The organism is Bacillus cereus group sp. N24, assembly GCF_016483345.1.
GTDB classification, from domain to species: Bacteria; Bacillota; Bacilli; order Bacillales; family Bacillaceae_G; genus Bacillus_A; species Bacillus_A toyonensis.
The window spans coordinates 1-20,999 of sequence record NZ_JAEHCA010000039.1 but is presented as its reverse complement, the minus strand read 5'-3'; the positions used below and the strand labels follow the sequence as shown (position 1 = coordinate 20,999).

Sequence of the window (20,999 nt, the reverse complement as noted above, 5' to 3'; positions counted from 1 at the left end):
GAGAAATAATTGGAAGAAACGAAATATTCACAAGTTTGGAACTTAGATAATCTATTTCCAGGTGGAAGTGAATCATCTCAATTAAGTGAACATATAAAAGATTTAGATGTTAAGGTCAATAAATTTGAAGACAAACTGAATTTTTTTAATACTCCGCGAAACATAAATGAATCAGAAAAAGTTGCAGATTTACTTGATTACATAGGAGACATTCAAATTTATATATCACAAGCTAATTCTTTTATAACCTGTCTTCTTGCTCAAAATCCTAAGGATCAACATGCTATAACATTAAAAGGAAAAATAACAACAATACATACTCGTTTTGAATCTGCATTGAAAAAAGTGAAAAATACTTTAATAAAAACGAATCAATTTTTGTGGGCGGACTTACTTAATACTGATGTTTTAGCAAATTACAAGTTCATACTAAATGAATGGCGTAAAGATACTAAAATGAAACTTTCAGATGAAGAACAAGATTTAGTGTCAGACCTTATGGTAGATGGGTATCATGCTTGGGGACAATTTTATAATTCGTTTATGAGCAATATTAGAATTAAAGTTCAAATAAATGGTCAACAAAACGAATTATCAGTGGGACAAGCTATAAATTTACGTTCACACCCTAGCAAAGAAGTTCGTAAAGAATCTCATACCGCTTTAGAAAATAAGTGGAGAGAAAACGAAGAATTATTTGCGGAAATATTAAATCATATTGCAGGATTTCGATTACAAGTTTACAAAAATTGTGGCTTAGATAATGTAATAGAAGAACCTTTAATGAAAAATCGTATGAAAAAAGAAACGCTAAATGCAATGTGGTCTGCGGTTAATAAATTCAAAACCCCCTTCTCTAACTACTTAAATCAAAAAGCAAAAATGAATGGCCATGAAAAAATGAAATCATTTAACTTTTGGGCACCTGTTATAAAGAGTGATCAAAAAATAGAATACGAAGATGCTGTTGATTTCATATTGGAGCATTTTAGTCAGTTTGGAACAGAACTAGAGCAATTTGCTAAACAGGCTTTCAATAAAAGTTGGATAGAATCAGAAAATCGCTCCAATAAGTCAGCTGTTGCTTTTTGTGCTGGTTTTCCACTTTCGAAGGAATCAAGAGTTTTTATGACATATGACGGTACGTTTACAAATCTATTAACATTAGTTCATGAGTTAGGTCATGCCTTTCATAACTATGCAATGAAACCTATTAATGGAATAAATAAACAGTATCCAATGAGTATTGCCGAAACTGCTTCAACATTTTCTGAGATGATTATTTTAGATGCTGCAATGAAAAAAGCAGGATCTACTAATGAAAAATTGTTTTTACTTGATGAGAAATTAAAGCGTAGCGTCATGAATTTCATGAATATTCATTCTAGGTTTTTGTTTGAAAAGAAATTTTATGAGGAACGTAAAAAGGGAATTGTTTCATCATCACGCTTAAATGAAATAATGCAAGAAGCAATAGATATAGGGTATGCTGGTTCCCTTGATAATGCTTCACTTTATTCATGGATATGGACACCACATTATTATATTACACAATCTCCTTTTTACAATTTCCCATATACATTTGGATACTTATTTGCATTAAGTATGTTTGCAAACGCAAAAGAAAAAGGGAAAGAATTTGAAAAAGACTATTTAAAATTGCTTCGTGATTCAGGAAGTATGTCAGCAGAAGATTTAGTAATGAAACACTTAGGAGAAGATATCACATTAGAAACTTTTTGGGAAAAAGGGATTAAATTATGTGTTAACGATGTTAATGAGTTCATAAAATTAACTTCTTCTCAAAATAAAGTGTTTCAATAAGTTTAAAATACTGGAGGAAATAAAATGACTCAAAATGGGATTGTTTTAGTAGTTAGTATATCAGTATTTAAAGATGAAAAAGTCTTAATAATAAAAGAAAATAAGCCAACTGCCATTGAGAAGTGGAACTTTCCAAGTGGACGTGTTGAATATGGTGAAGACATTTTTCATTCAGCTTGCAGGGAAGTAAAAGAGGAAACAGGCTTTGATGTAAAACTTAATAGCACAACTGGTGTATATAATTTTATCAGCAGTACAAACACTCAAGTTGTCCTATTTCATTTTAATGCCGAGGTTACTGGTGGTTCATTGTATCTTGAAGAAGAAGAAATCTTAGATAGTAAGTGGATTGATATAAATGAGCTAGTGAAATTTGATAATAAAGAACTACGCGAGCCAAGGGTATTAAAGCAAATAATAGGTAATTTATTAGCAGAAAAGGTACATTCAATTAATATTTATAATAAACAATTGGGTAAATAATGATTATTTTGCTAATTGTAGAATTCTAATTTAATAGAAATCCCAAAAGTCAATTTCTTAACGTATAGGAAATCGGCTTTTTCTTTATAAAATTTTGCTTAGCGTACGAAATTCGCGTTTTGTTGGTGCTACCCCTTGAAGAGTAAAGGCCTGTTTAAACAAATTGATGATACTAGAAAAAGTTATGATCACAAGTTATCTTACGAAGCCGGGAAAAGCATTTCTGACATAACTAACATTGTTTTGGCATTATCGCATCACTGTATTTCATTATATAAATGCATTGAGGATTGTATCGGTTTATTTCAAAAAAGTATGCGAATTGTTTCAGAAAAATTCGTTAATGATTTTCAGTTCAAGTTACCCGTAGCAAATAAAAAATTATACAAAAAGAAAAGTGTTCAGGTTCAGAAAAAAGTAAATATTAAGGACGTGACACTGTTCCAAGAGAAATCTATACATTCTCTATTTAAATACGAAGCGAGATTAAAAGAAGCACTTAGTTGGAATATTAAATACTCAGCTCCACCTATTGAATTACTATACTTTCGTTTATTTGATGTAACAGTCAGATTACATGAATCTGCTCGAAGTCTTGCCCAAATGCTTGATATGTATACCATTAGTATAGACCGCTATAATGATCCAGATAAATACTGGCTTTATTTTGAAGGACTGAATTACAGGTACTTCTTGCTAAGTTCATTACTTCGTGTATACTCTGCATACGATAAATTAGCCATTGTGATTCAAGAATTTTTCGAAGCCGAACCAAAAAGAAAAACTTTTGAAGGCACCATTGAGTATGTGCGCTTAAATGAAGGATTTTTAACTAGTCTTCCACCAATGAAAATATGCAATCGTATTTTAAGTCATTCAGCTTTTAAGAAGGTTTATAAATCCCGTCAGGATCACTTTCATCTTCTTACAACTCAAAATTTTTTATCATCAGAATATAAAGAAGTAATGGATTTTGAAGTATTTCATGCAATTATAGAGAACTCTAAATTAATATATGAACTTATTGATAGTGTAGACCAAGCGTTAATTAATTTTCACTTATTAGCAGTTGATAATAATAAATAAAATAAAATGTCATCTATCAAAAAAAGATTCACCATATAAACCATAATAGGGGTTCGACCGAGATACGTGTAAAAATAGTTCACAGGCTTACTTCTATTTCCAGATGCAATTTATTAAGCTTATAAATATCGTTTCGTTTATTTTTATTAAAGAATTTGTCTATTATGGGTACACCCTAATCATCCATTGGTTAGTTACTGAAAACACTTCGTTTCAATTGTATGATAAGGGTGTATGATAATAAGTTCAAAATATTAGAGAAAACCCCGATTTGCTTATGTTTGGAAATAAAAGTAAGCCTATGACTCAAAATTACATGTATCTCGGCTGTACCCCATTAGGACAATAAAAAATAAAAGAAGTTTTAACATTGATTGAAATTCTTATTGTAATGAGAAAGTGATGTGATTAAAATCCTAAAGTTAAGTAAAGAGATAATAAATGAAACAATCCAGCTTTCAAATATAAAAGAAGGTACAATAGTTAGTGATAAACAGGCAAATATAGCATATAACCTATATATGAAATTGGACAAAAAACCTAATTTTATTAAGGTACCTCAAAGTGTTAGACAACCGATAATGCCTGCTGGAAATTATCAGCCATTATCGGTTGATTTATTTAAAGATCCCAAAAGAATTATCTATTTAAGAAGATGGATTTTAGAATTATTACCGATTATTGATTTATTTTCTCAAGTTGGAAAATTGCCTCTAACAAGACCAGACGAAGATGATTTCAAAGCATATCTTCAAGAGATTTTTAATAATTATGTCTCAATGTTAGAGAAGATTCATTTCTCTATTCCTTCAGAATATAACGTAATTAATAATAAGGATTTGGATCATGTAAGGAATTTATGTATGAAGATTATTGATTCAATACAGGAATATTATAAAGGGTTTCCATCAGAGGCTTTTAAAGAATTACACAAGGGTTTATATAATAACGTATCCCTTCCGAATCATTTTATAAGCATGATTAAACTTCCAAGCTCTGAGGATGAAAAATTTTATAAGATGCGTGTAGGCACCGATCACGTATTTACAAGTAAAGAAATGTTTCATATTCCGTTAGAACTTCGAGGAATAGTTAGTACAAATAGATATAGTATTCCGGGATTACCTTGTGTCTATTTAGGAAGTACACCGTTAACGTGCTGGGAAGAACTTAACAAACCCGATTTAAATACCATTCAAACTTCATTATTTGTATCAAATAAAATAAATTATTTAGATCTTTCTAAACCGCCTATAGTTTTTATAGATAAGTTAATTAAGAAGTTTAATGATCACGGTACAATTATGAAAAAACGTTTATTAGCTGATGAATTAAATGAACCAAATGAAGTTATTTCTTACATTATAATTTGGCCTTTGATGGCTGCATGTTCTATACGTGTCAAAAACACTAAGGATACCTTCAAGCCAGAATATATTATCCCGCAACTGCTATTACAATTTATTCGGCAAAACGATTTTATTGATGGTGTAAGCTATTTCTCTACTAAAGTAGATAACTACTCAACTGAAACGGCTGAACTTTATAAAAATTTTGCTTTTCCTGTTCAGGGAGGACAAAATATAGGACTTTGTCCAAAACTTCGAAGTAAATTCGTGGTTACAGATGCAGTTCCGTGGAATATGTTCCAATTGTATAATGGTTCACATTATTGTGCTCCTCATGAAGGAGAAAAACGGGTGGAACATGAATTCATTAATGGTATGAGCTTATTGTATTCTTCTACAGATTTTAGTAAACTTGAAACCTTTTTACATAATAAATTTGCTACAGAGAAGTCTAAACATTTGCAGGAGTAACCATATTATTATTAGAGGTATCGCCAGCATTTTGGAAAAAAACCACGCTAAGAACATGCAAGATTTTATACAGTTTTTCGGCTAATCCAGTAACAAACGAGAACCCGAAAACCGCGTCATAATAGAAATGCATAAAAAGACGAATAGATTTATAGAAAATAAAAAAGGGGATTCCTTCTGAGAGTAAGGACTCCCCTTTTTCCTTGCTACCAATAATGAGACGTTATGTTAACTATCAATGTATGGAATATACAAAGGAGAATCTAGATAAAACACCGAAAAGAATTACGAAAAGAGGGATACCAATGGAAAAATATTTTGAGGAAGCACATCGTTTTTGTTCTCGTAATAGAAAACTCTTAGAAAAGGATAGTATATGTGGTTGTTTCCACTGCTTAAAAGTATTTAGTCCTAAAGAAATAACAGAGTGGTGGGAAAAGGAAGAAGATACAGCAGAATGCCCTCATTGTGGAATTGATTCAGTTATCGGAGAAAGTTCTGGGTTTCCCATCACAAAAAAATTTTTAATAGAGATGAATAAAAGATATTTTTAAAGATTTATTGACTACCGTTTTCGAGAATTATGTAAATAAGCCGTCCATATGGACGGCTTATTTTATTTTTGGCTTAGCATGGTTTTTTCCAAAATGCTGGCGATACCCCACCGCTATTAAGCTAAGATGTTGAAGTACCCCCCATAACGAAAAAAAACGCCATTCTTCTGTACAATCATAAAGAGAATAACGTAGTTTTCACTTTATGAATAATTTAGAAGCTTAGCTCGATAGACAGGTAGTGGTACTTCTTATTTTCTTAACTATAAAGATTTTTTCTCATTATTTTTTATATTGGATTCATATGTAAAACTAGGAATCCCTTTTTCAATACAATATTTCCAATTGCGTTTTATAAAAGGAATAAACCATAGTAATCCAATTCCAATGAATAAGAATGCACCAATAAAACCTATAGATAAATCTAAGTCTGCTGTTGAAGATGTAGATGATTCAGAAGGACTCATAAATAATGAAATATCTTTAAATACTACAAAAATATTAGATACCATATGGACAATAATTGGCACTATAAGACTCTTCGTTTTTATATACAATACACACATACTAATACCCAAAATAGTAGCTCCAAATATGTTTTGTAAATGTAAAATTCCAAATACAATAGAACTTATGATAATTGCTTTTTTAATTCCTAATCTGAAGCTTAATCTGTTGAATAAATATCCACGAAATATAATCTCTTCAGCTATTGGTGCTATTACAGCGATTATAATACTACTTACCAACAATTGAAGACCACTTTTCGATTCTAATACCGTTGCTTCAGCTGTACCTTCCAATATATTAAAACTCATTGCAATTGCTAATAAAAGTAATACTATACCTATAACTAAAAAGAATGGCATAATGACAGCTGCAATCATCGTTTTAATAGGGAATACAGAAGGCTTTGAAAAAAAGCTAGAATAAAAGTATATCTTTTGTTTTTTACATTTGTTATAAAACCATAAGATTGGAATCAAATAAATAGCGCTAACCAATATAACTTCTTGTTTAATCCAAGGAGCAATATTATTGAAAAGGGATGCACGTGAAAGAAGTTCTAGACTAATACTACTTAATAGAATCCATCCAATTATATGACGTATTTTCATTGTAGACATTGATGTATTCAAATTAATTCCTCCAAAGTTTATTTTGTTAAATTATAACATTTTAATAATCTAAACTTCCACTTATTAAAAGATAACTCACTTTAGGAGGGTTTCACATGGCCATCAAGGGGTCACCATATCCAAAAAAGAAAATTGTACGTTTAGACTCATTTTAGATACAAATTAACCTGTACCTTGTACGCTAAGGAACAGGCTATTTATTTTACTACTTTTTATATAATTTTTCTCTCGTAATGGTCTTAGATTATTAAAATTTGTTTTTTCATTTAAGTTCCAAACATAATCACCTGTCAACGTAATATGTTCCCATTCAAGTGGAGATATATGTTGTAAATATTCTCCTGGAATATTAGGAGAACCAATTTATGTTAAATTTTCACAATGTTTTTGTTGTATGTTTAAATTATAATAAGAGTAATTCTTTTTATTGTTATATACCTGTTAGTTCCTGTTGCAGAATCCTTAAGCTATTAAGGATTCCTTTTTTGTATCTAAAATCAAAAATAAAAGGATAAGATCCGGGAACAGGATCTTATCCTTAGCACAAGGAGTAAACAAAAGGATAACCATCATATTTTTATTATAATTTATTTTTTGTTAATTTTGAATATTAGAACCATAATTAACAAGTATATCTATATTGAGAAATTTATTACAAAATTAGATATAAATGATTCAAAACTCCAATGTAAACTTTTAGCCAAAAGTTTACTTTCGTTTCCGCTTAAACATTGACTTCGAACTAATTTCATTGATATTATAAAAATAGACAAAAAAGTATACATTCAAATCATTGAAAATAAAGGGATTGAAAAACAGATGGATAAGAAACAACATTTAATCGATGTACAACCAATTCGAAGTAAAGAACAGCTCGAAGACATGAAATGGTCTCTTAAACGTCATTGCTCAGATCGAGATTACATTTTATTCCTAATTGGAATCAATACAGGATTGCGTGTAAGTGATTTACTTAAAATGGAAACGAGTGAAATTTTAAAACTGAAGCGAAAAAAACGGAAAGAATTTAAAGTGAAAGAAGGAAAGACAAAAAAGGAGCGTATCATAAATATTACATCCATTTTTGAGGAAGTACTTCCATACGCTGAAGATCTAAAAAGTACCTGGTTATTTCCTTCTCGAAAAGGAGATAAACCTATTAGTAAAATTCAAGCCTATAGACAGTTACAAAAAGCCGGAGATTTTGCCGGGGTAGAATCCTTAGGTACTCATACGATGCGTAAAACATTTGGATATTGGTTTTACAAGCAAACAAAAGATATTGCTATGTTACAAGAAATATTGAATCATAGTACACCACAAATTACACTAGGGTACATCGGAATTAATAAGGAAGAAAAAGATAATGTACTTGATACATTTCGTATCTAATTTAAGTTACATATAAGATAATATATTTATATTAAATGGAATGGGGAGAACAATAACTGTGAAAAAATCAGATTTTCAAAAATTCCAAATTGCAATCAATAATTACAATAAAGTAATTTCAAACGCAGGTACACTTGCTAATTTAGATACGTATAGTTCAATTAAATGGGAAAAGATTCTACCAGCTTATTCAAATCAATTTCAAAAGTTGCAGGATACAATTAATAATTACAATAAAGCAGCATCCATCACAGGTACACTTGTTAATTTAGATAACTACAATTCAATTAAATGGGGAAAAGTCTTATCAGCTTATTCAAATCAATTTCAAAAGTTGCAGGATACAATTGATAATTACAATAAAGTAATTTCAACCACAGGTACACTTACTAATTTAAATACGTACAATTCAATTAAATGGGAAAAGATCCTACCAGCTTATTCAAATCAACTTCAGAGATTGCAAGGTGCAATCAATAATTACAGTAAACTCTCGGACTCCATAAACTCACTCTCATACTCGGAGGTTTTATTAGATACACTTCGTACAATGGAAATACCTTCATCACGTTTAGAGGAAATTTCCACAATTGACCTTGAAGAAATTCAACCATACTTTGAATTAGAAGAGGTACAAACAGAAATTGAACATGAAGCCATAGCATTACAAGAACAAACTAATCCCAACAACATTCGATTGATTTTAGACGATTGGGCTACTAAGGTTTTTGATACTCCAGCTAAACTAAAAGAAAAAGCGCCATTTGCTCTTCTACTTATATATGTTATGGTATACTTCTTCAGTTTAGGTGTAGAACCCGCTATACAAGATATAATCAAAGAAAATGTTCTTCATGTTTCAGAATTTACAACTAATAAGCCTGAAGAAAATGCAAAACAAGTAAAGAGTACTCTTGAAAAAGATTTTGGTATTGCTCTTTCTACTGTAAATAAGGTTCGAGTTACTAATCGAGAAACACCTGTTTTTCGTTCACAGCAACGTATTTCTGGTGCAATTGATACTATCCCCTGTAACAAGGCTGTAATTATAATTGAAAAAAAACGAAATTGGTCATTCATAATGTATACAAATTCGCTAGGTGAAGAATTAAACGGATGGGTTTTTACTGGGAATTTAGCAAAATAAAATTTTGGGAATTATGTCATTGCCCAGTTAGAATATTTCTGAAAATGAAATTTACTTACTGGGCTGTTTGTGTTGTACATAGTACTGAATACGTCCGTTTAAGTAAGATACTCAACTATCACCGATCCCTTATCAATGGAGACAAAGACAAGCTTAGAAATTACACTCACACCAAAAATTCGTGAAAGGGCTGAAATAAAAAATGTCTATCAATCAAAATGAATTGTCATGGGAAGAACAAAGAGAATTAGAAGAAAAAATACTACAATTAAAAAAATTAAAACAAGAAAGACAACGTCTTTATAGTATATGGGATGGTATTAAAAGAAGAACTTCAGATACTGGATCAGAACGTTATGGGGCTAGAGGTATAGAATTATGTAAAGAATGGCAAACTTTCGAACCTTTTTACAAGTGGGCAATAGAAAATGGTCATGACGAATCATTAACATTAGATAGAATAAATTTTAACGGTGATTATTCACCTGAAAATTGTAGATGGGCAAATGCACGCTTACAAGCAAACAACAAATCAAACAATTATTTCATTCCATATAAAGGTGAATCAGTCCCAGTTGTCTACATTCATGAACACTTCAATATTCCCATTGATACATTAAGGCTTTTAGGTTCTATAAACATGGATTTTGAAGATGCATGGATAATTTTAAATTACAACTACGGTAGATTTTACGGTGAATTATTTAACATTTTACAAATTAGTATGGGAAAAACAACTTCAAACAACTACTTAACAGAACAAATGTTAAACGCTAGTCTTATAATTGATAAGATATTGAATGGTGAACAATTTAAGCCTAATTACGAGACAAAAGTTGATTTTCAATATTTATTTGCTCACTATTGTAAAAACAGAACACCTTTTGACTGGAAAGACGTATTTTCGTTATTCGAAACGTTCGAAATCGCTTATCATTCTTTAAAAGAAATAGGTTTCAACATGGATTTACCAGATATTGATTTCTTCTCAAATGACACAATAGAATCAGTTTCAAACAAAGTTAAACTAAATAAAAACGGTTTTGTAGAAGTTTCTAACGAATCACTTCACGTTAACCATATAAACTTTCCTAAAGAACATGTACCGCAAATGAGAGCAAAACCAAAAAGCGTATTTGTTTATTTAGGTCAATCCCATTCAAAAGATGAAATAACAGGAATCAAATATAACTTTACAGGAAGATTCAACATAGGAAACGCAAAACAATTAAGGGATAAAGGCGTTTATAACAATTTAAGAACTAAAGCATTAAAACAAGTAACATTAAAAGACTTCAAAAACATCTTACAAAAATGTGATAACATAAACAATAAAATTCATGGTCTTTACTATCTAGGAGACGGGGATAACGTAAAAGAAGAATTATTAGATGTAATTCAATCATTATCTGATACAAACTTTGTAAAACGATTAGTAAAATCCAGCAAAGACAACGAAAAAATTGATTGTTACGAAATCTATTAAACTAAACAAATGCAGAATAACTAAAATGGTTAAAGAAGATTTATATCTAAACGAATGTAACGGAAAGGAAAATACTTTCTCATACGGATTCTTTATTCTCGATTGATTACTCCTACATATTAATCTGAATTAGTGTAGATATTAATTTAAAGTTATTTATTCAAAATCACTAAAAATTTGCAATTAGACCATAAAAAAGAGTCCTAATAATCAAAGACTCTTCTTTTTATGGTTATTTGATATTATCAAGGTTTTTAATTCACAATCGCTTTTCAATCAGTTGAATTTGAAAAATGTTACTGTCATTAATACCAAGCACCTTCATTTCCTCTTTAAACGAACGCCAGGGTTCAACTTTAATGGATTTTATACTTTTATCCCGCAAAGTATATTCTCTTATATAATATGAATTTTGTCTTTTATTCTTCTTCAAATAATCTTCCTCCTTTATTATTTATCGATGTAATCATAATATCTTTTTAACGAAAGCTTAGATTTAAAACCTACCTGTTTTATAATTTCTCCCTCTAAGACTTCATTTTCGATTAGCCCTAAGATGAATGTATTCCGTAGATGTTGTGCTGAAATTCCTTTTCTTAAATTCGCTCTTTCAACTTCAAGTCGAATCATTTTTTGAACAGCAATTTCTGTTAAGCCTTTTGGAGCATCGTTTTCATATGACCAATGATAAGTTTTTCGAGTAAAATCAAATGCAACGAATAGAGGATCATTGCTATGATATTTGGGACGAACAGGTTCAGGAATAGTTTTATAATAGTTAAATAATATCTTTTTATCATCTTCAGTTAAAAGAACCGTTCTCTCTATACCCACTATTCCTGGTACTAAGATCGTATTTTTTTCAAAATGGACGTGCTTCATCTGTAAACCTACAAGTTCTTGTAAGGACAATCCATTATTAATGAGTAAATGCACAACAGCAATGTTACGTTCCATAAGTAAAGGGCGAACAGAGCATTGTTTTTCTGTTAATCCTTCTAATGAGGTTAAAATATACTTTAACCTTTTTTCTTCCGCTTTAGAAATAAAGTCTTCATCACGTAAAGCACGATTAGGCTGAATTACAAAATTCATATCTTCTATTGGATTAGGTAGGTCTAAATATTGATAAAGTCTACTTAGAACAATATAAACACGATGTAACGTTTTATCTGAGTAATTTCGTTGTTTCTTTAAATCATTAAAATACTCTTCATAATCCTCTGTATTAAGTTTCGTCCATATATTGTGTAGTGGTAACTTTTCAGATTCTTGCAACCACTGACCAAAATCTTCAATATCATAGGCATAGCGTTTAATTGTAGAAGGTTTTCTTCCTTTATCTAATAAGAAAGAAGAAAAATGCTGTACTGTGTTCTGGAACTCTTTTGTTGGCATAACCTTATCATCCTAATTTTTTCTTTTAGTATATCAAATTTAAAATAACTTAAAGTATACATGCTCTTCTATAGTCCTTTAAAAATCAAATCCTAAAAAAATACATGATGAATTTAATAAATAGGATAATGATTCAGTTTTTTGAATTTTCACTAGGAAAAAGACAAAAAAATGTCTTTTTAAAGCATATTCGCATCTAATTTAATTTAGATGCTTTTTCATATGTCGAAAACATGTCGATTAAATAATGATTAATATTTCAGTTCCTGTCTTGAAAACAAGACGAATGGATATTATAATAAATATAAGAAAACAAAGGAGGGATCTACAGAAAATAATGGATGAAATTAAAAATGGAGAATTAGAGGAAGCTCTATTTTCCGTTTATACAACAAGAGAAGCTGAAAAAATTTGGGGACTTGCGGAAAACACTGTTAATAAGTGGTGCAACCGAGGAAAGTTCTATGAGAATGAAGCAAGAAAAAGCGGGAAAGTTTGGTTAGTAACACGTAATGGTATGAACAGACTAACCCGTAAATAGTAAACAAGAAAAAGCCCTTACCACCGCCAGATAGTCAGGACTTTTTCTCCTACATCATTAACTATAGCAAGGTGATTCTATTGACAAATACCTTATCTAAAGTTACCAATTGTAACTCCATTATAACACAGAATCAATCAAAGGAATCAGAGCATATAAAGATGTTTTAGAAACTATCCAAAATAAGGGTTATAAAGAATTAGACGTTCGTCATGTTGTAAAACATGGTCGCTATAAAAAAATTCGTTCTTGTAAAAAACAGGCTTCCTAAAATCTAAAATAATCACTAATAGAAGTATAGATTTCATAAAAGAATAGAATACATGAGCAATCATAAGAGAAACAAATCAAGCGTGAGATAAATGACAGCAACAAAGATGCCATCATCGCCTCCTTACAGCGCCGCATTAAGAAGCTGGAGGGTGAAAACAAGCAACTAAGAGAACAATTGAAAGTGGCTTATGCAGACGTTTATAAAAAAATCTGAGGGAACACTGTTCCCTCCTTTATTCAACTAAAGAGCCAGATTATTGAAGAATTAATTGTACTTATTTTATAAACAGTTTAATATTAATCATACTGAACCGTATCATAAGTAAGTGAGGCTTTATTGCATGTGCTTATAATAGTAGATATGCAAATCTTAAATTATATATTAGTTAATATTTTAAAGCTTTCAGAAATTATTAAGTATAGAACGCTTAGTTAGAGTAACGTGCCTCTTTAATACAGTCATAGTAAGAGGGACTAAAGTGATGATTTTGAAGGAGATGAAAGGGATGGGCAGAAATATAAATACTAACGTTGAAAGAAGGATATATGCTGAATCTATGGGGAGATGTATGAATCCAGAATGTAAAGTAGAATTGTTCAAAGAAAGTGGCGACATAATGGAAAAAGCACATATAATTCCGTATTGTGATACTAAAGACAACTCGTATGAAAATTTAATTATTTTATGTCCAAATTGTCATACAAACTTTGATAAAAACGGTGCATTCAGTGTAGATGATGTTAAAAAATGGAAGCGAATACGTAAGGATGAGTTTGAGCATTTTTTTAGTAAAGAGTATGATACATTTGAGGATTTAAAAAGTGAAGTAGTTCCATTGTTATTACATAATCAAGCAATTTTTGAAAACTATTATTTAGAGACTAAAAGGGAATTATGGGATATTTCTGAGGGAAAGATTTTATCAAACAATAGAATACTAAGAAGTATTTTAAAACATAATACTAAGTTGATTCAAAATCATTTTAATGAAAGCTACTCAAATTTAGCAATAGTACAAAAATTTATGCTTCATATTGATGAGTTCGAAGCTACTCGATTAAGTAAAGAAAAAATAAGACATGTATTATTTCCGGCTGAGATTAACTCCTTGTTTGGAATAGAACCTTTAAAGGAAGACTTTATACCATCTGTAGAGTCTATTGAGAGTTTAATAGCAGTATTGCAGAATAAGGGAGAATTTGAATCTATTGTCTTAGGTGTCGATAATCCATATATACAGGTTAAAAAAGACAGTACTTCTGAAAAAATTTATCTTAACGATACCCCTAGGTTAAGACAAATGTATTATGATAACAATTGTTTTAGGAAAGTGAATGTTCGATTTGAAAGCTTAAATTATGCTCTAAAAGCTATAAAGTCAAGAGGGTTAAATTTTAATTTTTTGAATATAAACAATCTAAAAGAAATTACAGTAAATGGTGTAAAGATAGTTTTTATTTATGAGTATTGCTTAAGTAAAGTTAAATTACTACAACTATCCCCAGAGGAAAAATGTGTGGTTTTAAACTTACATAATTGGAATGGTGAGAGTTGTATTTCAGCAGAAGCATACGAACTAGCAAAAGAAATGAAAGTTACGTTACTAACAATGGATGAATTTTATGGATACATTAATAGCATTAAACAAAAAAGATAGTGTCATTCAGAAAATCATATATCATATAGAATTGTTTGAGTCATTTGAAAATGTGTATTTATTTGGATCAATAATCAATGAGAAAAGAAATCCAAATGATATAGATTTATTGCTAATATACAAAGATTTTTCTAGTAGACTTTTAATTGATTTGGATAAGATAAGCACTATTTTTAATCAATTATATGGATTCTCCTTTGATTTAACTGTACTAAGTGAACATGAGGAAGATGAGTCAAGTTTTATAATTAGATTAAACTCAAATTACCTAAGACTAAAATGACAAATCTTTATATAAATAAATGATTATTTTGCTTAAGTGAATTTACTTTTATTATTCAGTAATAAATCTTTTTATCTATATAATTTTATGTTTAGTGGAAGACATAAAACTCTATTTGTATAGATGGTTGAAATTTATCGCCTTGAGAAAACCTCAGTTGAAGTAGTTACGGAAAGCCGTATCATAAATATATATCAAGGCTATTTGGTACAAAGGTTTAATATTCGTTCTTCAGCAATCGGGCGCTTTAATGGAATAAAAGAAGAGCACATATTAGTCATGTATAATATGTGCTCTTCTTTATTTATAAGGATTTTTATAATTTAGGTCCTGATAAATTTTATCAGGGAATTCTTTGTATGCGCATATTTTACTAAGATCGTATTTTTGTTTAGGTTCTTTATTCTCCATTGCTTTCACCTAGGGATACAGCCGAGATACGGGTAAAAATAGGTTATAGTGATACATTTTTTACCAAAAAATATTTTACCCTCTTTTTTAGCAAGGGTAATTTAATCCTGGTGCCCTAGTTCTTTCTGCTAGGATAGTTATATACCCTTTTTGCATATACTATATATTATGCACGTACTATATATAAAGGAGATTGATGAACATGGAAAAGAAAACATCTGTCAATAAAAACTCCGAACACGTTAAAGGCGTTGTAGAGACCGATCCTAAAAATATCGGTGGGGGCCCCGAATACGTTGAAGGTAAAGTAGAGATAGACATCGAATCTAGAAAATAAACAAACACAGCGGCCTTCGGGTCTTTGTGTTTGTTATGTAAGATTTTAAACAGTACGATTCATTTGTCAAAGGCCTAGTGACATCTAGTCCGCAGTAACACTTCTATAATAAGTGAATTTCGTTAAAAATATAATATATTCGTTCATTTTAAGTCGTAATAGATGAAACGATAATTTATAAGCTCCATAAATTACATCTGGAAATAAAAGTAAGGATATGAACTATTTTTACACGTATCTCGGCTGTACCCCTAAATGTGCGTATGAATATTTAATTATCTCCAACTTTATTTAATATATCTATCTCACATTCAAGTTCTTTTGTATCTATATTTAAAAAATCCATGGTCATTGCAAGAACTTTTCCATCTTTATTTCTCTTAGATCCCCATAAACGAACAACCCTATTAATTTTACTATCTTCATATATAATTTGAACTGTTCTTAATTCTTCTCCATCCACAAATTCACGATGTATCCAACACTCTTTAAATTCTAAATTCTCATCAGACTTATACATGTGATATTTCAACATTACTTTTTCTAATTCTGGGAACCCCAAGCCTTTTTTCTCCAAACAGATATACTCAAAATCCCCAAACTCTCTAAAATGATAGATAAGCTCTTTTTGACTTTTCATCATAATTCCCCCATCCCATAATTTTTTAAGCGTTATGTATATTTGATATCTGTAACATGATTAATTTTTATATATAATACATTATCATATTGGTTCCTAAATCTTAATTCATTACAGACCATATCGTAGTAATGAATATAACCCACTTCGGAATATACCTTGTTCTCTTTTTGGTATGAAATACTTACTTGCTTATTTTCAGCCATTGCACAACACACAATATCATTTATAAGATCTAGTTTTTGTTCATCTAAAATAGGCATCGGTACTTCGTTTTGTTTTTCATACATTTCATTTAATCCTTCAAATTGTTCTTTTATGGCTGAAAATGGAACCCATCGCATCATACCTCTATCAATCATGATCTATATTCCTCCTTATGCTTTATGTCCACCTATTTTTCCGTTTCTTTCTCTTTGTGTAGCCCCTTTAATATAGCTAATTCCACGCATAATTGAATTTTTACCATATCTATGCCGGATTCCGTCCATTGTCTTTGCTAATTTCCTTTTAGTATCTTTTTGGGAAGTATCTTCGAACAATGACATTTGAATTGCATCGTCCCTGGTCAAATTCTTTAGTGTGATGTGTATTTGACGCACTGGATGACCCGAGTGAAACTTTTTTAATAAGCTTAAACAAGCAGCATAGACATCTTCCGTTAAACATGTCGGCTGATCTAAGGTAATCGCTCGTTTAAAACCTCCACCGATGTATTTACTATAGCCTATAGAAAGCTCAATCGTACGACAGCATTTATCCATAGATCTTAAACGAAAACAAGTTTCTTCAATTTGTTCTAGAAGAAGTAATTTTAATTTATTTGGGCTGAAGCAATCCTCTAATAAGATTTGTCCTTTTGTTATAGAGGTACTTTTAGGAATATATTTATTTGCAATCCGGCTCTCATCTATACCATAAGAAAAGCGATATAACTCTTCACCTTTAACTTTTCCAAACCGCTTTATTAGATGCTCTTTAGGTGTTTTTGCAACATCCTTCAAGGAAAATAGCCCCATGCTGTGCAATGCCTCTTCCGTAGCCTTTCCAATTCCCCATACTTTGCGAAGAGGCTTAACTTCCCATAACTTTTTTGAAACATCTTCGTATGACCACATGGCAATTCTAGAATTTGAATATTTACTTTCTACATCTAGAGCCACCTTTGAAAGAAATAAGTTAGGTGCAATTCCAATAGATGCAGTTATACCCGTTGTATCATATATCTCTTTTTGAATTCTTTTAGCAATTACAATTGGATCACGTCCGAAAAGATGCGCTGTTTGTTGCATGTCTAGAAAGCACTCATCTATTGAGTAAACGTGTAGATCTTCAAGCGCTACATATTTTGTATAGATTTCAGTAATTTGATTTGAAATTTCAACGAATCTTTTCATTGTTGCATTCACAATAATAATGTTCGGATCTTTTTGGATTTCATATAATCTTGTTGCTGTAGTAATGCCCATTTTTTTCAGTTCGGGAGTGGCAGCAAGCACAATTGACCCTTTTCTGTTTACATCCCCAACAACAGCCAATTTTACTCTCAATGGATCTAACCCCCTCATGACACACGCACAACTAGCAAAAAATGAACAAAGATCTATGCAGAAAATCATTCGATTCATGCATTTTGAGTAATCAAACATCGTTTTCCCTCCAAAAACAGAACGTTTGTTCTTATTATAAACCCTTTTTTTAGGTTTATACAATCCTTTTATAAAAAATATTTATATGGTACGTGAAATTATATATAGTGTTAATATTTACTAAAATTTCACTAAAGTAATAGTTAACTGTACAATAAAACTATATATACTACACAAAGGGGGTAGGTAAAATGAACAAAAAGAAAGTTATGGATATCATCGATATATTAGTAGATCTGACACTAGATAATGCAAATTATAGGTCGTTTCAACCTAATGACTTTTCGAAAAGGAACAAAAAAAGAATGGAGCCTATAGAGAGTGAGCATTCATTACTTAGTGGACATGTAGTACTTAGGGACAAAAACATATATATGTTCTTAGATACTTGTGTTTGGATTAATAATGCTGATAAAGGTAGTTTTGATCTTTTCGCTAAATTGGCTGATCTTAATGAACAAAAAGATGCTATTTTATTAATTCCAGAGCAGTTAAGAAAAGAATGGGATAAAAATAAAAGAGAGAAACTTATAATTAATAAAAGAAACGAATTTAACGACATGTTTAAAAAGACAAAAAAATTCAGAGATATTATGATTACAGACAATGAGAAGAAAATGCAACTAGATACATTAATTACAGAAGCTGAGTCGGTTATAACGGAGCAAATTGAATACGTAAACGAGGGAACTATTTCACTAATTGATCAAATTTTAGATTTGGGCGCACCAATAAATACCAATGATGAAATAAAATTAGCAGCCACTGATATGGCTTTACAAAGCATGGCTCCATTTCATAAAAACAAAAACAGTATGGGGGATGCTCTCTTATTTCAAAGCTTAATTGATAAATTAAAAGAAGAAAAAGATGCAATTTTATATTTTGTGACAGATAATAAAGCAGACTTTAGCGAAGATAAAGATAGAGCACCTTTTAAAATGCACCCTGACTTACTTAACATGGCTCAAAAACATGGTATAGAAATCAGATATTCTTTGGAACTATCAAAGACAATTGATGAAATAATTGAAGTTGTAACTGATAAAGAATATTTGGATGAATGTAAAAAAAAATATGAAGATGAATGTGAAAAATATCATCAAAGTCGTCATGCTGATTCTAAAAATGTATGTGATAACTGTCGTGAAACCTTATAAGAAATAACAAACGACAATCAATACTAAATTTCGATAGTCAAAATTTTCCCACTTAATTTTTATAGCCATTCAATTAAACTATAAAAAAGCTCTCACCCCTTTTAAATGAAGGGGTACGAGCTTCTTTTTTTTTAGGAATATCCTTTGCAACAAGATGCAATTATATTTTAGTGTATCCGCATCTTGTAGCTATTATTATGTATGCTATATTCCACAAAATAATTACAAAAAATCTATAATTCTTTTCATCTATTTTTATTGTATGCACCACCGGAAATACATATGCACCATCCATGGTGAATACGTATAAACTTCATTGAAAGTGTCAAAAATAACAGTTACATAGGATTAAAGAAAGGAAGGCACTTTCATGAAAGGAAACAAGAAAAATCGTACAAATCTAGGAAAATGGTTAGATCAAAATGGAATAGAGCAGCAGGAATTAGAAGAAGCAACCGGTGTTAGTCGTAATACAATTTCGAGGTTATGTAATAATAAATCTCACACTCCAAGCTTCCCAGTCATCCAAAAAATCTTTCGAGCAATTAAAAAAGTTGACAGGAGTGCCAAAATAACTGATTTTTGGGACATGTAAAAAGCACAAGGAGTAGAGTTCACCTTGTGCTTTTTAACTTTATAAAACTTCTTTTAATAGAAATGTACGAACATACACATTATATTTCATTCCATAACTCTCTAACTTTTGTTCACGATAGTCTGATATTGTAAAAAATAAAATATTTGGTATGACATCATTTTGTTTTTTATATAGTTTTGTAATTAGACTATAATACTGTATTTTTTCTTCATTATTCTTCATGTGTTGCAGCCTATCAATTTCAACGAAGTGTGGTACTTGATCTATTAAATAATAAGCATCTGGTACAATTATTTTTTCTTGATTTTTGTATCTAAATTTTATAACTTGCTCTGTTTTCCAGTCAGGAAATCCAAGCCACATCCAAGCTTCATTTCTTAAAAGTATATGTTCAAGTTGGTATTTCTTTTTTCGTTCATCTGGATTTAACCCTAATAAAGCAAGACCTTTCTTGTTTAGATAATAAACATACTCCCGGTTGTGCGAGGTAACATGGCAATATTGCCGTAGATCCTTTAATACACGATTGGCATTTCGAATACTCCCTAGACAGTGGATTGCTTGCAATTGCCTTCTGGTTGCAAATTCCAACTTACTTAAACTCGATAAAATCTCTATTTGTCTCGCTCTCTGTTTGAGCTTCTGGTGCCTCATTTTGCTTCACCACCTTGAATTGCTTTAGTAACTCCCACATATCTGTATCCTTTAAAAAAGGTACCTGGATTTCTTCCGTACGATCCGTCTTAAATAATGCTCTTCCTGGCAGAGATGGCAGATCCTCCAGGCCTGGTTCATCTAATGCAACTTGTGAAGCAACGAGTGTTGATAATCGAAAACCTAGCTTCGCATCAGAGTTTTGTTTAATTTGTCTTGGTAAGGTATCAGAAGTAGGATATTGAGTGCAAAATATGAGTCGAAACCCTAAACCACCTCCGATTCTTGCGACTTCGGACAACATCTCCTGGCACAAAAATAATACATCACGTTGTTTTTTAGGTAATCCCTGTGTAGGACATAGGTTTGCACCTTCATCGACTATAATAAAGCAACGTTCTTTAATTGATGTGTCTATGATATTGGTAAAATAGGACTTCTTCATCATTTCAATCTGTTTTACCAT

21 protein-coding genes and 3 pseudogenes are annotated in these 20,999 nt (G+C 30.6%); 15 read left to right on the top strand and 9 right to left on the bottom strand.

What is annotated here, in order from left to right:
* Positions 1-9 precede the first annotated feature (9 nt).
* The 5 genes from JDS95_RS28140 to JDS95_RS28120 all read left to right on the top strand — a co-directional run bounded on the left by JDS95_RS28140 (position 10) and on the right by JDS95_RS28120 (position 5,767).
* Positions 10-1,824: a M3 family oligoendopeptidase gene (locus JDS95_RS28140; RefSeq protein WP_199690912.1), complete on the top strand. Its 1,815-nt coding sequence runs from the start codon at positions 10-12 to the stop codon at positions 1,822-1,824.
* A gap of 24 nt (positions 1,825-1,848) precedes the next feature.
* The gene (locus tag JDS95_RS28135) at positions 1,849-2,307 is read left to right on the top strand and encodes an NUDIX hydrolase (RefSeq protein ID WP_098773237.1); all 459 of its coding nucleotides are present in this window, start codon (positions 1,849-1,851) and stop codon (positions 2,305-2,307) included.
* A gap of 135 nt (positions 2,308-2,442) precedes the next feature.
* Positions 2,443-3,393 carry a hypothetical protein gene (locus JDS95_RS28130; RefSeq protein ID WP_199690911.1) on the top strand — a complete coding sequence of 317 codons (951 nt, stop codon included), beginning with the start codon at positions 2,443-2,445 and terminating at the stop codon, positions 3,391-3,393.
* A gap of 404 nt (positions 3,394-3,797) precedes the next feature.
* Positions 3,798-5,213, top strand: a complete 1,416-nt coding sequence (locus JDS95_RS28125; protein ID WP_199690910.1) for a hypothetical protein — start codon at positions 3,798-3,800, stop codon at positions 5,211-5,213.
* A gap of 305 nt (positions 5,214-5,518) precedes the next feature.
* Positions 5,519-5,767, top strand: coding sequence for a cytoplasmic protein (locus JDS95_RS28120; protein WP_199690909.1), 249 nt, complete (start codon positions 5,519-5,521; stop codon positions 5,765-5,767).
* Positions 5,768-6,030: 263 nt separating this feature from the next.
* Here JDS95_RS28120 and JDS95_RS28115 read toward each other — a convergent pair whose 3' ends face one another.
* Together JDS95_RS28115 and JDS95_RS32045 are read right to left on the bottom strand one after the other, a co-directional pair.
* On the bottom strand, positions 6,031-6,906 hold the full coding sequence (locus JDS95_RS28115) for a CPBP family intramembrane glutamic endopeptidase (protein WP_199690908.1): 876 nt from the start codon (positions 6,904-6,906) through the stop codon (positions 6,031-6,033).
* Between the two features lie 162 nt (positions 6,907-7,068).
* Positions 7,069-7,257 (bottom strand): annotated as a pseudogene (locus JDS95_RS32045) (hypothetical protein); the annotation flags it as partial.
* A 468-nt stretch (positions 7,258-7,725) separates the two neighbouring features.
* On the opposite strand from JDS95_RS32045, the gene JDS95_RS28110 reads away from it, so the two are divergent.
* The 3 genes from JDS95_RS28110 to JDS95_RS28100 all read left to right on the top strand — a co-directional run bounded on the left by JDS95_RS28110 (position 7,726) and on the right by JDS95_RS28100 (position 10,931).
* Complete coding sequence (locus tag JDS95_RS28110) at positions 7,726-8,298, top strand: tyrosine-type recombinase/integrase (RefSeq protein WP_199690907.1); 573 nt, start codon at positions 7,726-7,728, stop codon at positions 8,296-8,298.
* Between the two features lie 58 nt (positions 8,299-8,356).
* Entirely contained in the window at positions 8,357-9,445 is a 1,089-nt protein-coding gene (locus JDS95_RS28105) for a hypothetical protein (RefSeq protein WP_206773939.1), read from the top strand.
* A 202-nt stretch (positions 9,446-9,647) separates the two neighbouring features.
* On the top strand, positions 9,648-10,931 hold the full coding sequence (locus JDS95_RS28100) for a hypothetical protein (RefSeq protein WP_242474197.1): 1,284 nt from the start codon (positions 9,648-9,650) through the stop codon (positions 10,929-10,931).
* Positions 10,932-11,190: 259 nt separating this feature from the next.
* Here the strand turns inward: JDS95_RS28100 and JDS95_RS28095 are convergent, their stop codons facing one another.
* A complete protein-coding gene (locus JDS95_RS28095) occupies positions 11,191-11,364 on the bottom strand; it encodes a hypothetical protein (protein WP_199690906.1) in 174 nt (57 codons plus the stop codon).
* A 17-nt stretch (positions 11,365-11,381) separates the two neighbouring features.
* Entirely contained in the window at positions 11,382-12,329 is a 948-nt protein-coding gene (locus tag JDS95_RS28090) for a tyrosine-type recombinase/integrase (RefSeq protein WP_199690905.1), read from the bottom strand.
* 337 nt (positions 12,330-12,666) lie between these two features.
* Here JDS95_RS28090 and JDS95_RS28085 point away from each other — a divergent pair, with 337 nt between their 5' ends.
* From JDS95_RS28085 to JDS95_RS31640, 5 genes and pseudogenes are all read left to right on the top strand, one after another.
* Positions 12,667-12,870 carry a helix-turn-helix domain-containing protein gene (locus JDS95_RS28085; protein ID WP_016106976.1) on the top strand — a complete coding sequence of 68 codons (204 nt, stop codon included), beginning with the start codon at positions 12,667-12,669 and terminating at the stop codon, positions 12,868-12,870.
* A gap of 340 nt (positions 12,871-13,210) precedes the next feature.
* Positions 13,211-13,357: pseudogene (locus JDS95_RS31355) on the top strand (DUF6262 family protein); the annotation flags it as partial.
* A 268-nt stretch (positions 13,358-13,625) separates the two neighbouring features.
* Positions 13,626-14,801: an HNH endonuclease signature motif containing protein gene (locus tag JDS95_RS28080; protein WP_242474198.1), complete on the top strand. Its 1,176-nt coding sequence runs from the start codon at positions 13,626-13,628 to the stop codon at positions 14,799-14,801.
* Complete coding sequence (locus JDS95_RS28075) at positions 14,767-15,084, top strand: nucleotidyltransferase family protein (RefSeq protein WP_206773938.1); 318 nt, start codon at positions 14,767-14,769, stop codon at positions 15,082-15,084. The genes JDS95_RS28080 and JDS95_RS28075 overlap by 35 nt, the downstream gene beginning before the upstream one ends.
* A gap of 613 nt (positions 15,085-15,697) precedes the next feature.
* The gene (locus tag JDS95_RS31640; protein ID WP_255535859.1) at positions 15,698-15,832 is read left to right on the top strand and encodes a hypothetical protein; all 135 of its coding nucleotides are present in this window, start codon (positions 15,698-15,700) and stop codon (positions 15,830-15,832) included.
* A 271-nt stretch (positions 15,833-16,103) separates the two neighbouring features.
* Here JDS95_RS31640 and JDS95_RS28070 read toward each other — a convergent pair whose 3' ends face one another.
* The 3 genes from JDS95_RS28070 to JDS95_RS28060 are packed head-to-tail and all read right to left on the bottom strand — an operon-like array spanning position 16,104 to position 18,121.
* On the bottom strand, positions 16,104-16,472 hold the full coding sequence (locus JDS95_RS28070; protein ID WP_199690919.1) for a hypothetical protein: 369 nt from the start codon (positions 16,470-16,472) through the stop codon (positions 16,104-16,106).
* A 32-nt stretch (positions 16,473-16,504) separates the two neighbouring features.
* On the bottom strand, positions 16,505-16,834 hold the full coding sequence (locus JDS95_RS28065; protein WP_090978849.1) for a YolD-like family protein: 330 nt from the start codon (positions 16,832-16,834) through the stop codon (positions 16,505-16,507).
* A 15-nt stretch (positions 16,835-16,849) separates the two neighbouring features.
* Positions 16,850-18,121, bottom strand: coding sequence for a Y-family DNA polymerase (locus JDS95_RS28060; RefSeq protein ID WP_199690904.1), 1,272 nt, complete (start codon positions 18,119-18,121; stop codon positions 16,850-16,852).
* A gap of 191 nt (positions 18,122-18,312) precedes the next feature.
* Between JDS95_RS28060 and JDS95_RS28055 the strand changes: the two genes are divergently transcribed.
* Both JDS95_RS28055 and JDS95_RS28050 read left to right on the top strand, forming a co-directional pair.
* Entirely contained in the window at positions 18,313-19,281 is a 969-nt protein-coding gene (locus JDS95_RS28055) for a PIN domain-containing protein (protein ID WP_199690903.1), read from the top strand.
* Positions 19,282-19,651: 370 nt separating this feature from the next.
* The gene (locus JDS95_RS28050; protein WP_199690902.1) at positions 19,652-19,876 is read left to right on the top strand and encodes a helix-turn-helix domain-containing protein; all 225 of its coding nucleotides are present in this window, start codon (positions 19,652-19,654) and stop codon (positions 19,874-19,876) included.
* A 39-nt stretch (positions 19,877-19,915) separates the two neighbouring features.
* Here the strand turns inward: JDS95_RS28050 and JDS95_RS28045 are convergent, their stop codons facing one another.
* Entirely contained in the window at positions 19,916-20,533 is a 618-nt protein-coding gene (locus JDS95_RS28045; protein WP_199690901.1) for a replication-relaxation family protein, read from the bottom strand.
* Positions 20,472-20,999: pseudogene (locus JDS95_RS28040) on the bottom strand (FtsK/SpoIIIE domain-containing protein); the annotation flags it as partial. The gene JDS95_RS28045 and the pseudogene JDS95_RS28040, both read right to left, overlap by 62 nt.

Bases quoted from the DNA above. Each gene is read 5' to 3' on its own strand.
- JDS95_RS28135 (WP_098773237.1), top strand. From the start codon at position 1,849: ATGACTCAAAATGGGATTGTTTTAGTAGTTAGTATATCAGTATTTAAA.
- JDS95_RS28120 (WP_199690909.1), top strand. From the start codon at position 5,519: ATGGAAAAATATTTTGAGGAAGCACATCGTTTTTGTTCTCGTAATAGA.
- JDS95_RS28110 (WP_199690907.1), top strand. From the start codon at position 7,726: ATGGATAAGAAACAACATTTAATCGATGTACAACCAATTCGAAGTAAA.
- JDS95_RS28100 (WP_242474197.1), top strand. From the start codon at position 9,648: ATGTCTATCAATCAAAATGAATTGTCATGGGAAGAACAAAGAGAATTA.
- JDS95_RS28090 (WP_199690905.1), bottom strand. From the start codon at position 12,329: ATGCCAACAAAAGAGTTCCAGAACACAGTACAGCATTTTTCTTCTTTC.
- JDS95_RS28085 (WP_016106976.1), top strand. From the start codon at position 12,667: ATGGATGAAATTAAAAATGGAGAATTAGAGGAAGCTCTATTTTCCGTT.
- JDS95_RS28080 (WP_242474198.1), top strand. From the start codon at position 13,626: ATGATTTTGAAGGAGATGAAAGGGATGGGCAGAAATATAAATACTAAC.
- JDS95_RS28075 (WP_206773938.1), top strand. From the start codon at position 14,767: ATGGATACATTAATAGCATTAAACAAAAAAGATAGTGTCATTCAGAAA.
- JDS95_RS31640 (WP_255535859.1), top strand. From the start codon at position 15,698: ATGGAAAAGAAAACATCTGTCAATAAAAACTCCGAACACGTTAAAGGC.
- JDS95_RS28070 (WP_199690919.1), bottom strand. From the start codon at position 16,472: ATGAAAAGTCAAAAAGAGCTTATCTATCATTTTAGAGAGTTTGGGGAT.
- JDS95_RS28065 (WP_090978849.1), bottom strand. From the start codon at position 16,834: ATGATTGATAGAGGTATGATGCGATGGGTTCCATTTTCAGCCATAAAA.
- JDS95_RS28060 (WP_199690904.1), bottom strand. From the start codon at position 18,121: ATGTTTGATTACTCAAAATGCATGAATCGAATGATTTTCTGCATAGAT.
- JDS95_RS28055 (WP_199690903.1), top strand. From the start codon at position 18,313: ATGAACAAAAAGAAAGTTATGGATATCATCGATATATTAGTAGATCTG.
- JDS95_RS28050 (WP_199690902.1), top strand. From the start codon at position 19,652: ATGAAAGGAAACAAGAAAAATCGTACAAATCTAGGAAAATGGTTAGAT.
- JDS95_RS28045 (WP_199690901.1), bottom strand. From the start codon at position 20,533: ATGAGGCACCAGAAGCTCAAACAGAGAGCGAGACAAATAGAGATTTTA.